The sequence below is a fragment of the Acetobacter fabarum genome (genome assembly GCF_040702925.2).
GTDB lineage: Bacteria > Pseudomonadota > Alphaproteobacteria > Acetobacterales > Acetobacteraceae > Acetobacter > Acetobacter fabarum_B.
This window is the reverse complement of record NZ_JBFCXX020000014.1, coordinates 22,583-34,988: the sequence shown is the minus strand read 5'-3', so window position 1 is coordinate 34,988 and position 12,406 is coordinate 22,583. Positions and strand designations below refer to the sequence as shown.

Here is a 12,406-nt window from a genome sequence, read left to right as displayed (position 1 = left end):
TTTTATCCGTTCCTCTGGTAAGGGAGCCGTGATTCGGCTTCGAGCTGTTCCAGAGGTTTGTGATTTCTGATGTATTGGCGGTGTGCGTTTGCGGGGGGCTGATAGTCCCATGGCGTACAGTGCCCCGTGGCCAGTGCCTGCTTGATCAGGGCACGCCGCTGCTGGCTGGCCAGCACGTTGCGGTGCAGGGTGGCAAAGTCCCAGCGTTGGTAGGCTTCGTGCAAAAATGCGGCGGCGGTCTGGGCGTGCTCGGGGTGGGCGGCCAGATTACGGGTTTCGTCCGCATCATGGTGGATGTTGTACAACTGGTCCGGGTCTTCGGGGGTGTGGACAAACTTCCACGGGCCACGGCGGATCATGACTGTTGGCGCAAAGGTGCCTTCGCCCAGATATTCCCCAAAAATCTCGTCTTTTTCCAGAGGTTTGCCTTCAAGGCAGGGGCTCAGGTCGCGGCCATGAGTGGCGGGAGCCGCTGGGGCATTGGCCAGCGCGCACAGGGTTTCCCCCACATCGGCCAGGCTGACAGCCTGCGTAATGCGGTGGGCCTGCGCCTGCTCTGGCAGGGCAATAATAAGCGGCACGCGGCCTGCCCCCTCGCGGAAGGACATTTTGTACCACTGACCGTGTTCGCCCAGCATTTCACCATGATCACTGGTGAAAACAATGGCGGTTGTCTTGTCCAGCCCGGTTTCGGCCAATGTGTCCAGCAACTGTTTAAGCTGGTGATCTATGTAGGAAATCGCCCCAAAATATGCGCGGCGGGCGCGCAGGATCTCTGCCTCCGTTGGTGGGGCTGCGTTAATGCCGCAGGCTTCGCGAATGCGCAGCTCGGCCGGGTGCGTAGGATCAGGGGCCGCCACACGTGGGAGGGGGATGGGGGTGTTCTCGTAAAGGTCCCACCATCTGGGGGTAATGTTGAACGGGTCGTGCGGGTGAGTAAAGGAGGCCACAAGGCAAAAGGGACGCTGCTGGTTTTTTGTGCGGGCCAGATCGTACAGTTTACGCCGGGTGGCAAAGGCAACTTCTTCGTCAAAATCGAGCTGGTTGCTGCGCAGGACAGGCCCGGCATTGAGCACGGAATCCATGGAATGGTACCAGTCCGGGCGGGTATCGTGGTCGCTCCAGTCGGGTACCCACGTAAAGTCGGCGGGGTAAATATCCGTTGTCAGGCGCTCTTCAAACCCGTGGAGCTGGTCCGCCCCGACAAAGTGCATCTTGCCCGCCAGAATGGTCTGGTAGCCGCCAAGGCGCAGGCGGTGGCCAAAGGTTGGAATGTCGGAATGCCATTCGCAGCCATTGTCATACACACCACTGGCAGAGGGCAGCAGCCCGGTCATGAACGCGCTGCGTGAAGGCCCGCACAGGGGGCTGGCCGTATAGGCATTGGCAAAAACCGTGCCGTTTTTTGCCAGCTTGCTAAGCGTGGGCACCTTAACAACGCTGGGGCCCTGCCCACCCAGCAGCGCAGGCAAAACGCAGGCCGTAAGCTGGTCGGCCACAACCACAAGAAAGTTCAGAGGCGCTGCGGGCTGCTTGCTCATAACGTGAATTATCCCAAACCACAAAACAACACTATGACGATCGTTAGTTTTTATATAAGCACATATAATATGTTATTTGTGATGTATGTTCATACTTATCCGTGGTATAAGCTGACGTTATGACCCCCAACCAGACCGAGTATCTGCTCCGCTCCCTGCGGATTCTGGAAACCATAGGCAGGCGCGGCAGCTTTAGTGCCGCGGCAACTGAGCTGGGCATGACACAGCCCGCCATAAGCCAGCAGATTGCCCAGTTGGAGGGGGTTCTGGGCCTGACCCTGTTCCGCCGGATTCATAGGGGGGTTACCCCCAGTGATGCGGGGCAGGTTCTGCACGCTGTGGCGGCAGATGTGCTCAGCCGGTTACAGGCGGCCATGCAGACCATAGATGCCCGCAATACGCCCAAAAGCCTGACCGTGCTGACCGATTACGGGTTTGCCGCCAACTGGCTGCTCCCCCGTCTGGCGGATTTTGAAAGCCGACACCCCGAACTGGACCTGTGCCTGTTAACCACACAGGCCCGCCAGATGGGAGGCGGGGCTGATCAGGCGGATATTTCCATCCTGTTTGGTAAAAAACCCGAGGCCGCAGGGGGGGAGAGCCTCCGTTTGTTTGCCGAGGAAGCCTATCCCATATGCAGCCCCCGCTATCTGGCGCAAATGGGTGCGTTGTCCACCACTGCCGATCTGGCGCGTGGCCGCCTGCTGGACCTGGATAGTCCAGCCCAGAACTGGTTTACGTGGGAGGACTGGTTCAGGCTTGTGGGGCAGTCTGCCCGGCCCGCGATCCGTACCAAAAATTCGATGCTGTTTGGGAATTACCCCCTGCTTTTACAGGCTATTTTGCAAGGGCAGGGTATTGGCCTTGGCTGGCGGCCGTTAATAGATGACTATCTGCAAAGCGGGCAGATTGTGCTGGCATGGCCTGTGCCGATCTGTAGCGAGAGAGGATATTTTTTAACCATCAACCCCGATAAGCAGAATCGTGCCGCTGCCTTTAAGCTCTGGCTGCTGGAGCAGGCGCAAACCAGTCCGTTTGCTCCCGCATAAGTGCAGGCCAAATGGGCTGTGGGGTTAAGAGGGTGTGCCTTGACTGTGCGTGCCTGCGGGTGCTGCCGGGCTGTAAAGGCGTTCCCACCCCAGCTTTCCCACAAGCCAGCCGAGTGCAATGCAGGTGATCAGGAGCACGGCCTTAGCGCCGTCCAACCCGAGCAGGACCAGAGCCGGGCCGGGACAGACCCCGCTCAGCCCCCAGCCTGCACCAAACAGCGCCGAACCTATGACCAGCCCTTTATCGGGTGGCCAGCGCGATGGCCAGTGGAGTGCCTGCCCACTGGCATCCCGCCCTTTGCGGCGCAACAGCCAGAAGCCGGGCAGGGTTACGCCAACCGCGCCCCCCAGAACACCTGCCAGAATGGGGTTCCAATGCCCCGTCACATCCAGAAAACCCAGAACATTGGCCGGGTTGGCCATGCCGGAAATCCACAGGCCACAGCCAAACATCAGGCCGCAGAACAATGCGATAGCCACGTGCATCATACCCACCCTTCCAGCCGGGATATAAAGACCGTGACGATGGCAACCCCCATAAAAATGGTGACTGCCACAAGCGATCGGCCAGACCTGTTCCCCAACCCGCAAACACCGTGTCCGCTGGTGCAGCCATTGGCCAGTGCGGTGCCCAGACCAATCAGCAGACCGGAAACAGCAAGGCGTAACCAGCCAGTCTGGGCAAACTGTTCAGGTACGGCCGCTCCTGCCATGCGGGCCAGTATGCCGGTTGCAACCAGCCCGGCCAGTACGGCCCAGCGCCAGTGGCTGGTGGGGTGGCGCAGGGCATTGCCCAGTATGCCACTCACTCCCAGAATATGGCCTTCAAAGGCCATAAGCAAGACGGCGGCAGTGCCAATCAGCACGCCGCCGCCCAGTGCTGCCAGCCACGCTGCGCTCATGCCGCTCGCACCAGTTGTCTAAGGGATGTTATCAAGGCGTCCACATCTTCAAAGCTGTTATACAGGCCAAAGGAAGCCCGCACTGTGGCCTCTATACCAAACCTGCGCAAGGCTGGTTGCGCACAATGATGGCCTGAACGCGCGGCAATGCCGTGTCGGTCAAGATGTCTGGCAACATCCCCCACGCTGTGCCCATCCACAATAAAGGACAGCACGCTGGCCTTGGCCTGTGCCGTTCCAATAATATGCACACCCGGCAGGTGCTCAAACTGCTGCGTGGCGTATTCGAGCAGAGCGTGCTCGTGCGCGGCAATGGCGGGCAGGCCAATGCCCTGCAGGTAGTCCACCGCAGCCCCAAGCCCGACTGCGCCGGCTATATCAGGTGTTCCGGCCTCAAACTTTTCTGGTAGTCCCTGGAACTCGGTATGGGCAAAGGTTACGTCGCGGATCATATGCCCACCTCCCTGCCAAGGGGGCATGGCTTCCAGCAGGTGGCGTTTGCCATACAGAATGCCAATGCCTGTTGGCCCGTATATTTTATGGCCCGAAAGAACCAGAAAATCCGCATCCAGTGCCGTCACATTGAGCGGTAGATGCGGGGAGGACTGCGCCGCATCAACCAGCACAGGCACCCCGGCTGCGTGTGAAAGGGCTATGATCTGTTCAACCGGGTTGATGGTGCCCAGCGCATTGGCAACATGCGTGACCGAAACCAGCTTTGTGCGGCCAGAAAGAAGCGCCGCAAAATGTTCCAGTAGCAGTTCCCCCCGGTCATTTACCGGAGCAACCTTGAGCACGGCCCCCGTCTGGCGTGCAAGGAGCTGCCAGGGCACAATATTGGCATGGTGCTCTATGGTGGTGATCAGTATTTCATCACCCGGGCCAATGTTGGCCCGGCCATAGCTCTGGGCTACAAGATTTATGGCCTCGGTTGTGCCGCGCACAAATACAATTTCCGCTGCCTCACGCGCGCCAATAAAGTGCTGGAGTTTTGTGCGTGCCCCTTCAAACGCATCGGTCGCACGCGCGGCCAGCGTATGGGCTGCGCGGTGGATGTTGGAGTTGTCTTGCTCATAAAAAGCGGAGGTGGCGTCAATCACCGCGCGCGGTTTCTGGGTTGTGGCGGCGTTGTCCAGCCATATCAGCTTATGGCCATTAACCCGCTGGTGCAGGATGGGAAAATCCGCCTGAATACGCGCGACATCGTACCAACCCGGTGCGGGTTGGGGCGCATGCTGGGGGGCGGCGTTGGCGGCACCTTTTGCGTGGCGTAAAAAATACGGCACGGAATGGTGTGGTGCCTCTGCTATGGCGGGGGCTGGAGGTGTTGTGGTGCGTGGGAGCGCGAATGTGCCGCTAAAAAAAGGCGATGTTGCGGGTTCCTCCCACAACGGGAGGCGAGCTTCCGACTTATTTTGTGAAACCGGGTGTCTGGACCAGACAGGTTCGTAAATGGAGGCATCTGCCCCCGAGGCAAACGGGTGGGAAGTGCTGCCCCCCTGTGTGGGGGGCAGGGGCGTGCGTGGAGCGGCAGGTACCGCCCCATGCCCCAGCACATCGCGGAATGCCTGCTCCACCGCATGCTGCTGTGCCAGCGCCTGCGGGTCTGCAAATGTGTCAGGTGTAGTCATAATAGCTCCCGATCTGCACGTTATCGAGCCGGGCAATGGCGTCTTCCACCAGAACAGCGGCGGAGAAATAGCGCGTGATCAGGTGCGATGCCACGGAGTGCTGGTCCGTGCCGCTATACCGCACGGAAAGGCCAGGCTCCACTTCCCCCGTAATGCCTGTATTGTGCAGGCCCACAACGCCCTGTTCCTCCTCACCCACGCGCAGGAGCAGGATGCTGGTCCGGCCATCGGGTGTGACGGGGATCTTGTCTGAGGGCACAAGGGGAATACCGCGCCAGGTAATAAAAGGCGAACCAAACAGGTTAATGGTCGGCGGTGGTACGCCACGGCGCGTGGCCTCGCGCCCAAAGGCCGCTATGGCTTTGGGGTGGGCAAGGAAAAATCCCGGTTTTTTCCAGACCTTTGTCAGCAGTTCATCCAGATCATCCGGGGTGGGCGGGCCGCCGCGTGTGGGCACGCGCTGGGCAATGGCTGTTTCGTTCAGCAACCCGAATTCGGGGTTGTTGAGCAGTTCCCATTCCTCACGCTCGCGGATAACGTCAATCACCACACGCACCTGTTCACGCAACTGGTCAAATTCGTTGCTGTACAGGTCGGTAATACGGGTATGCGTGCGCAGAACGGTTTGAATGGAATGGATATAGTATTCGCGCGGGTGGTCCTGATAATCGACAAAAGTGGTGGGGAGTTTTGGCTCTCCGTCCACACTGGAAAGGACCTGAATGGCGGCCTCTCCATACTGGTTTACGTCGGAGCGGCTGGTCACGTCCTGCGGGGTCAGGGCGGTTTTCAGCCACGGAGTGCTGGCGATCTGCTCGGGAGGGAGGGTGAGCAGGGTTGTTTTGCCAACGGCGCGCAGGTCTTTGCTGCCCAGGCCGGCGGGCGCAACGAAATGCTGCCCCGGCGCCGCAAACAGGTGCCGTACGGCGCGGGCTGCTCCATTGTTTGTATGGTGCTGCACGGCACCGCTGGCAACAAGGGCCAGAGTGCCTTCGGGCAAGGTAAAATCGGCCCCATCGGGGTGAGTGTGGTGCTGGAGCTTGCTTACAAGTTCATGGATCTGTGCATCCGTTATCCGCGAAAACTCAGGAAGTGCCCGTAGGCTTTCAGGTACGGGGCGTGCCGCGTCTCCTTCACCCGTAAAGAGCACACCTCCAAAAGGGGAGGAAACAAGACGCCGGCGGTTAACGCGGAATACGCCCCCGCCAACATTAACCCAGGGGAGCAGAAGGTGCAGCCAGCGCGGGCTGCGCTCCAGATTTTGCACACGGGTTACATGGGCGGTGGAAAGCTGGCGGGCAGACAGGTTGCGGTCCAGTGCAGAGGCACTGACGACACGGGTGGACTGTGCTTCAGTCACGGCAAATAGTCTTTCATAAAGAGGTATTATTTGAAGATGTGCTGTGCTGGAAATGGGTTTCCGAGCGTTATGGCCCGGTCAACATCGATTGATGAAAAGTAAAGTAGGATACATGGTCATGCTCCTTTTTTATAACCAATCAGATGGCCTGATTCGGTTTGTCCGTTCAGCCTAGCACCCACAAAAAGAAGGTCAATATTAAACAGAAGAAAAATGTTAATTATTATTATTCACTAAAAAATACGTTACAATAGATAGTCAATGGCCGGGAGCGAAAGGTCCATTGTCGAAACAGGCCAATGGGTATGGCTGTTTACATACCGCGCTGGGTTTCCTGCTACAGCGGTAAACGGGCTGACCGGTTTGACAACCACAGCCCCCGCCCCAATTTTTGCCCCTTCACCAATTTCTATTGCCCCCAGAATTTGCGTGCCCGGTCCAACCAGCACACCACGGCGGAGCGTAGGATGCCGCCTGCCAGCCTGTTTGCCCGTGCCGCCCAACGTTATGTCTGACATAAGAACAACATCGTTTTCCACCAATGCGGTTTCACCAATTACAAGGCCGTATCCGGGTGCCAGCACAAGCCGGTGCCCCAGAACAGCGGCCGGGTGAATATCTATGCCCATGACTTCAGAAACGCGGCTTTGCAGGTGTAACGCGGAAAGGCGTTGCCCGTTCCGCCACAAAACATGCGCTATCCGGTATGCCTGCACGGCCTGAAAACCCTTGAGGTGCAAAAACGGCGAAACATATCCCTCATGGGCCGGGTCTATGGTGGCGTAGGCGTGCAGGTCCTGTGCTGCGGCCGCCATGATGGCGGGGGATTGCTGCAAAATCTGGCAGAACAGGGGATGCAGGCTTGCAAAAGGTATAAGGGGTTCAGCAAGTTTTTCGGCTAAAAGCCGCGCCAGAAGGGACTGGGGCGTGCTGTGTTCCGCCCATAAAGGGGCCGGGGCCGCTTGCAGTTCACGGCATAGTTTGCGCCATACCGTGTGGGCAAACGCCTCGGTTTGGCCATCGGTTTTGGCGGGCTGTGCAAAGAGCATCGTATCAACCATGATGCCTGCCTTTTTCCGAAAACAGGGTCGGAAACTCTATTGGGCCAGACATCCCGGTTCCTACGTATCCGTGGCGGGAGCCAGCCTGGGCATGGGGCGGGGCAAGCCCCTGTCAGTCAGGGCTGCGTTGGGTGGCCCGACATCGGGCGGTCAGGTCAATGTGCTGAGGAACAAGCATGAAAAAAACCCCGGTGACGCCTTGCCTGTGGTTGTTGTGCTCCAAGACTGTGCAGGTAATTTAGCGCTATGAAATGGGGAGTCAATATAAATACGATGACATATGAGATATTTTGGCGACAATAATATACGAAATAAAATAGTTTATATGGCGGGGAGGTCATAGGCTTTGCGTGGCGGGGGGTTGAAAGCGCCTGCGCTCTGGTTTAATTCCATCTGGACGGAATTAAACGCGTGATTTAAGGGTATTTCCACGGCATGGCCCGCCCCAGAACCATAGACCGCGAAAAAGTGCTGACCTGTGCCGAGCATCTTGTACAGCGCAATGGTGCAACGGCCCTTACGCTGGATGCCGTGGCGCGCGAGGCGGGGATTACCAAAGGCGGTCTGCAATACTGCTTCGGCAGCAAGGATGACCTGATCGCCGCCCTGATTGAACGCTGGATTCTGGTGTTTGATACCCATGTGGCGCGTTGCCGCAGTGCGGCCGCAGGCCCGGCCAGCCTTGCCCGCGCCTATGTGCAGGCCTGTGCCCGTATAGATGATGCCGCCCGTGCACGTATGGTGGGTATGTTGGTAACGCTGCTCCAGTCCCCCCGGCATCTGGCCCCGATCAGGGCATGGTATGCGCGCTGGCTGGGTCTGGGGCAGGGGGAGGGCCATACCGTGGAAGCACGGCAGATACGCACAATGATTTTTGCCGCCGAAGGGGCTTTTTTTCTAAGAAGTCTCGGTTTTGTCGATATGCAGGATACGGAATGGACCAGCGTTTTTGCGGATATTCAAAAACTGGCTTTACCCGTGGAAGCCAGTCTCGCATAAGCGCTGGGCCTTGCATGACTGAACTTTGTATAGTGTGTTCGGGTCACTACCAATGATTGCGATTTCTCACCCCTCGAAAGTGAAGGCGGCCGTGTCTGCTCCAGTTTCTCCTACTCCCTCCTGTGTCACTTCCACACCGTTCACGGGCATGGGCAACAGTCTGGCCCACACCGTGGCCGCCGCCTGTGACTGGCTGATGGGGGAACAGAAAGCCGATGGGCACTGGGTAGGGCCTGTGGCGTCCAATGCCTCCATGGAGGCGGAGTGGTGTCTGGCCCTGTGGTACCTCGGGCTGGAGGACCACCCCCTGCGCCCCCGCCTTGGCAAAGCCCTGCTGTACATGCAGCGTGAGGATGGGTCATGGGGCACATACTGGGGTGCGGGCAATGGCGACATCAACGCAACGGTGGAATCCTACGCCGCCCTGCGCTCGCTCGGCTATGCAGCCGATACACCAGAACTGAGCAAGGCATGTGCATGGATCATGCGCATGGGGGGCTTGCGCAACGTGCGTGTGTTTACCCGCTACTGGCTGGCGCTGATTGGCGAATGGCCGTGGGAGCAGACCCCCAACCTCCCGCCCGAGGTCATCTGGTTCCCGAACAAATTTGTTTTTTCCATCTATAACTTTGCGCAATGGGCGCGGGCAACGCTGGTGCCGCTGGCCATTCTTTCCGCCCGCAGGCCAAGCCGCCCCCTGCGCCCGCAGGACCGGCTGGATGCGCTCTTCCCTCAGGGGCGTGAGAACTTTGATTACGTCCTGCCCAAAAAGGAAGGGGTGGATCTGTGGTCAAGCTTTTTTCGCACTACAGACAAGGGGTTGCACTGGCTCCAGAGCAGGTTCCTCAAACGGAATACGGTGCGTGAGGCGGCTATCCGCCATATGCTGGAATGGATTATCCGCCATCAGGATGCCGATGGTGGATGGGGTGGGATTCAGCCCCCGTGGGTTTACGGCCTGATGGCGCTGCGCGGGGAAGACTACCAGCTTCACCACCCGGTCATGGCCAAGGCTCTGGCCGCACTGGATGATCCGGGCTGGCGGCGTGATCAGGGCGATGCCTCATGGGTGCAGGCCACCAACAGCCCGGTATGGGACACAATGCTGGCCCTTATGGCCCTGCATGACGCCAATGCCGAGGAACGCTACACCCCGCAGATGGACAAGGCGCTGGACTGGCTGCTTGCGCGGCAGGTGCGCGTCAAGGGGGACTGGTCGATCAAGCTGCCGGATGTGGAACCGGGTGGCTGGGCGTTTGAATACGCCAACGACCGCTACCCCGATACGGACGATACCGCCGTAGCTCTGATTGCCCTTTCCGCCTGCCGTAACCGGGAGGAATGGAAGAAAAAGGGTGTGGAAGACGCCATAACCCGTGGCGTGAACTGGCTGATCGCCATGCAGAGCCGTTGCGGCGGCTGGGGTGCGTTTGACAAGGACAATAACCGCAGCCTGCTTTCCAAAATTCCGTTCTGTGACTTTGGTGAAGCTCTCGACCCGCCTTCGGTCGATGTGACCGCCCATGTGCTGGAAGCCTTTGGCCTGCTGGGTGTACCCCGCCAGACCCCCGCCCTCCAGCGTGGGCTTGCGTATATCCGTGCCGAGCAGGAAGCATCGGGTGCATGGTTCGGGCGTTGGGGTGTGAACTACCTGTACGGCACCGGCGCTGTACTGCCCGCGCTTGCCGCCATTGGCGAGGATATGACCCAGCCCTACATAACCCGTGCGTGTGACTGGCTGATTGCCCACCAGCAGGAAGATGGCGGCTGGGGCGAAAGTTGTGCATCCTATATGGATGTTTCCTCCATCGGGTGGGGCACAACCACGCCGTCGCAAACCGCGTGGGCGCTTATGGGGCTGATTGCCGCCAACCGTGAGCAGGACCACCCTGCCATTGCACGTGGCTGCCGCTACCTGATCGACCGGCAGGAAGCCGATGGCAGCTGGATGGAAGAAGAGTTTACCGGCACGGGCTTCCCCGGTTACGGGGTGGGGCAGACCATCAGGCTTGATGATCCGGCAGTGGCCAAACGCCTGCAGCAGGGGGCTGAGCTCTCCCGCGCGTTCATGCTGCGGTATGACCTGTATCGCCAGTTCTTCCCGCTTATGGCGCTCGGCCGTGCGGCACGGATTATGCCCGTGGGCCAGTAATGGCAGTTCTGGCCTGCCCTGTTCGTCTGGAACGGGCAGGGCAGAATCAGCCGCTGAGTGCGAGTTTTTCCGTCAGCCTGACAAGGTCAGGCAGGGTCTGCGCATCCATCTTGCGCATGACCTGAGCGCGACGGATCTTGACGGTGATTTCACTGACATTCAGTTCAGCGGCGATCTGCTTGTTCAGCAACCCGCGCACGACCAGACGTGCGACTTCCTGCTCCCCTGTCGAGAGTGAGGACCAGAGAGTGTGCAGGGCCAGGCCCTCGGCCTTGGTGCGGCGGCGCTCCTGATCCATGCTGATCCCGTTCTGGATCGCATCCAGCAGGGTCTGGTCGTTGAACGGCTTTGTCAGGAACTCAATAGCTCCGTGCTTGATCGCGTCCACGCCCATTGGAATATCACCATGACCGGTGATGAAGATGACCGGCAGGTTGATCCCGAGCCCCGCCATACTCCGGTGGAAGTCAATACCACTCTGACCCGGCATACGTACGTCCAGCACAAGACAGCCGGGTACGTCCTCCATTCCATGCGTGAGGAACGCCGTGGTGGTATCAAAAGCCAGAACCCTTATCCCGACCGATGCAAGCAGGTCTTCCAGCGCCGCACGGACGGAACTGTCATCATCAATCACATACACCACACAGTCGTCGGTCATTGGTGTTGATCCTGCTGTGCCACTGGTACCGTAAAACAGAAGAGCGCGCCCCACGGTTCCACCGGCTCTGCCGAAATCTGTCCCCCATTGGCCTCAACAAGTGTACGGCTGATGCTCAGCCCGATTCCCATGCCATCCTCCTTGGTGGTCCAGAATGTTTCAAAAAGATGGTTACGGATCCCAGCGGGAATGCCAACGCCGGAATCGCGGATGGAAAGCCTGAGCATGTTGCCTCTCACATCCGATGCCATATGGATCGTGCGCACAGGGTTTGTGCTGGAGGTAATGGCTTCAATGGCGTTGAGAAGAAGATTGCCGATGACCTGCTGTATCTGCACCCGGTCGGCGTGGACTGGAGGCTGGTCGGGTGGGAGTTCCAGTTCCAGTGTAATTCCGTGCCGTTCCATTTCTCCACGTGAGACACCAATGATCTCCTGAACCGCGTCATTGAAGGCAAAAACGGTTTTGTGGGGTGCTTCGCCTCTGCTCAGACTGCGGATGCGGGCGACAATGGTGCTGGCCCGGCCTGCGTCGTGGACGATCCTCTCAAGTGCCTGTCTGGCCCGGTCAAGATTGGGAGGGTCATGTGCCAGCCAATGGCTGCATGCATTGCCGCTTGTCACGATTGCGGCCAGCGGTTGGTTGATTTCGTGCGCAATGGACGTGGTCAACCCTTCAAGACCTTTGATCCGTGCCACCCGCATCAGTCTGGCCTGCGCATCCTGTGCGTCCTGACGGGCCGCATCCATTTTAAGAATCAGCCAGGTTGTCATGACAATGGCTATGATGCTGACGCTCATATTGGCCAGACCGGTGGGAAGATTGCCTTTGTGTGTCAGCACAAAGCTCAGGGTGGTCAAGGCCATGCAGAGCGTGGCAAGCAGGATGAGTGTCCGGCGTGTCAGGAGGGGGGCCGCAGTCAGGATGATGATTGCATAGAAAACCGCGGCTGCGACTTCGTAATTCGTGACTGTGTCCACAATGAACAGCGTGGCCATGACACCCGCCAGAAGAACCAGCCTGAGCCGGTTACGAAGCTGCATCGCCATG

The 12,406-nt window shown here is 58.9% G+C and carries 12 protein-coding genes; 4 read left to right on the top strand and 8 right to left on the bottom strand.

What is annotated here, in order from left to right:
* Positions 1-2: 2 nt before the first annotated feature.
* The gene (gene betC / locus AB2L51_RS10715; RefSeq protein WP_395582493.1) at positions 3-1,541 is read right to left on the bottom strand and encodes a choline-sulfatase; all 1,539 of its coding nucleotides are present in this window, start codon (positions 1,539-1,541) and stop codon (positions 3-5) included.
* Between the two features lie 119 nt (positions 1,542-1,660).
* Between betC and AB2L51_RS10710 the strand changes: the two genes are divergently transcribed.
* Positions 1,661-2,590, top strand: coding sequence for a LysR substrate-binding domain-containing protein (locus tag AB2L51_RS10710; protein WP_395582492.1), 930 nt, complete (start codon positions 1,661-1,663; stop codon positions 2,588-2,590).
* Between the two features lie 24 nt (positions 2,591-2,614).
* On the opposite strand, the gene AB2L51_RS10705 is transcribed toward AB2L51_RS10710, so the two are convergent.
* The 5 genes from AB2L51_RS10705 to epsC all read right to left on the bottom strand — a co-directional run bounded on the left by AB2L51_RS10705 (position 2,615) and on the right by epsC (position 7,544).
* A complete protein-coding gene (locus AB2L51_RS10705) occupies positions 2,615-3,079 on the bottom strand; it encodes a DUF6691 family protein (protein WP_395582491.1) in 465 nt (154 codons plus the stop codon).
* Positions 3,076-3,492 carry a YeeE/YedE family protein gene (locus AB2L51_RS10700; protein ID WP_395582490.1) on the bottom strand — a complete coding sequence of 139 codons (417 nt, stop codon included), beginning with the start codon at positions 3,490-3,492 and terminating at the stop codon, positions 3,076-3,078. The genes AB2L51_RS10705 and AB2L51_RS10700 overlap by 4 nt, the downstream gene beginning before the upstream one ends.
* A complete protein-coding gene (locus AB2L51_RS10695; RefSeq protein WP_395582489.1) occupies positions 3,489-5,123 on the bottom strand; it encodes a SufS family cysteine desulfurase in 1,635 nt (544 codons plus the stop codon). Before AB2L51_RS10695 ends, AB2L51_RS10700 begins: the two co-directional genes overlap by 4 nt.
* Positions 5,110-6,483: a family 2B encapsulin nanocompartment shell protein gene (locus tag AB2L51_RS10690; RefSeq protein WP_395582488.1), complete on the bottom strand. Its 1,374-nt coding sequence runs from the start codon at positions 6,481-6,483 to the stop codon at positions 5,110-5,112. The genes AB2L51_RS10695 and AB2L51_RS10690 overlap by 14 nt, the downstream gene beginning before the upstream one ends.
* 245 nt (positions 6,484-6,728) lie before the next feature.
* Complete coding sequence (gene epsC / locus AB2L51_RS10685) at positions 6,729-7,544, bottom strand: serine O-acetyltransferase EpsC (RefSeq protein WP_395582487.1); 816 nt, start codon at positions 7,542-7,544, stop codon at positions 6,729-6,731.
* Positions 7,545-7,614: 70 nt separating this feature from the next.
* Here epsC and AB2L51_RS10680 point away from each other — a divergent pair, with 70 nt between their 5' ends.
* The 3 genes from AB2L51_RS10680 to shc all read left to right on the top strand — a co-directional run bounded on the left by AB2L51_RS10680 (position 7,615) and on the right by shc (position 10,695).
* Positions 7,615-7,794, top strand: a complete 180-nt coding sequence (locus AB2L51_RS10680; protein WP_395582486.1) for a hypothetical protein — start codon at positions 7,615-7,617, stop codon at positions 7,792-7,794.
* Positions 7,795-7,979: 185 nt separating this feature from the next.
* On the top strand, positions 7,980-8,543 hold the full coding sequence (locus AB2L51_RS10675; RefSeq protein WP_395582485.1) for a TetR/AcrR family transcriptional regulator: 564 nt from the start codon (positions 7,980-7,982) through the stop codon (positions 8,541-8,543).
* Between the two features lie 148 nt (positions 8,544-8,691).
* Positions 8,692-10,695: a squalene--hopene cyclase gene (gene shc, locus AB2L51_RS10670; RefSeq protein WP_395582520.1), complete on the top strand. Its 2,004-nt coding sequence runs from the start codon at positions 8,692-8,694 to the stop codon at positions 10,693-10,695.
* Between the two features lie 46 nt (positions 10,696-10,741).
* On the opposite strand, the gene AB2L51_RS10665 is transcribed toward shc, so the two are convergent.
* Positions 10,742-11,356, bottom strand: coding sequence for a response regulator transcription factor (locus AB2L51_RS10665; RefSeq protein ID WP_395582484.1), 615 nt, complete (start codon positions 11,354-11,356; stop codon positions 10,742-10,744).
* A complete protein-coding gene (locus tag AB2L51_RS10660) occupies positions 11,353-12,405 on the bottom strand; it encodes a sensor histidine kinase (RefSeq protein ID WP_395582483.1) in 1,053 nt (350 codons plus the stop codon). The genes AB2L51_RS10665 and AB2L51_RS10660 overlap by 4 nt, the downstream gene beginning before the upstream one ends.
* Between the last annotated feature and the right edge of the window lies 1 nt (position 12,406).

What these genes read in the sequence shown, in the direction of transcription:
- betC (WP_395582493.1), bottom strand. Translation starts at nt 1,541, where the DNA reads ATGAGCAAGCAGCCCGCAGCGCCTCTGAACTTTCTTGTGGTTGTGGCC.
- AB2L51_RS10710 (WP_395582492.1), top strand. Translation starts at nt 1,661, where the DNA reads ATGACCCCCAACCAGACCGAGTATCTGCTCCGCTCCCTGCGGATTCTG.
- AB2L51_RS10705 (WP_395582491.1), bottom strand. Translation starts at nt 3,079, where the DNA reads ATGATGCACGTGGCTATCGCATTGTTCTGCGGCCTGATGTTTGGCTGT.
- AB2L51_RS10700 (WP_395582490.1), bottom strand. Translation starts at nt 3,492, where the DNA reads ATGAGCGCAGCGTGGCTGGCAGCACTGGGCGGCGGCGTGCTGATTGGC.
- AB2L51_RS10695 (WP_395582489.1), bottom strand. Translation starts at nt 5,123, where the DNA reads ATGACTACACCTGACACATTTGCAGACCCGCAGGCGCTGGCACAGCAG.
- epsC (WP_395582487.1), bottom strand. Translation starts at nt 7,544, where the DNA reads ATGGTTGATACGATGCTCTTTGCACAGCCCGCCAAAACCGATGGCCAA.
- AB2L51_RS10675 (WP_395582485.1), top strand. Translation starts at nt 7,980, where the DNA reads ATGGCCCGCCCCAGAACCATAGACCGCGAAAAAGTGCTGACCTGTGCC.
- shc (WP_395582520.1), top strand. Translation starts at nt 8,692, where the DNA reads ATGGGCAACAGTCTGGCCCACACCGTGGCCGCCGCCTGTGACTGGCTG.
- AB2L51_RS10665 (WP_395582484.1), bottom strand. Translation starts at nt 11,356, where the DNA reads ATGACCGACGACTGTGTGGTGTATGTGATTGATGATGACAGTTCCGTC.
- AB2L51_RS10660 (WP_395582483.1), bottom strand. Translation starts at nt 12,405, where the DNA reads ATGGCGATGCAGCTTCGTAACCGGCTCAGGCTGGTTCTTCTGGCGGGT.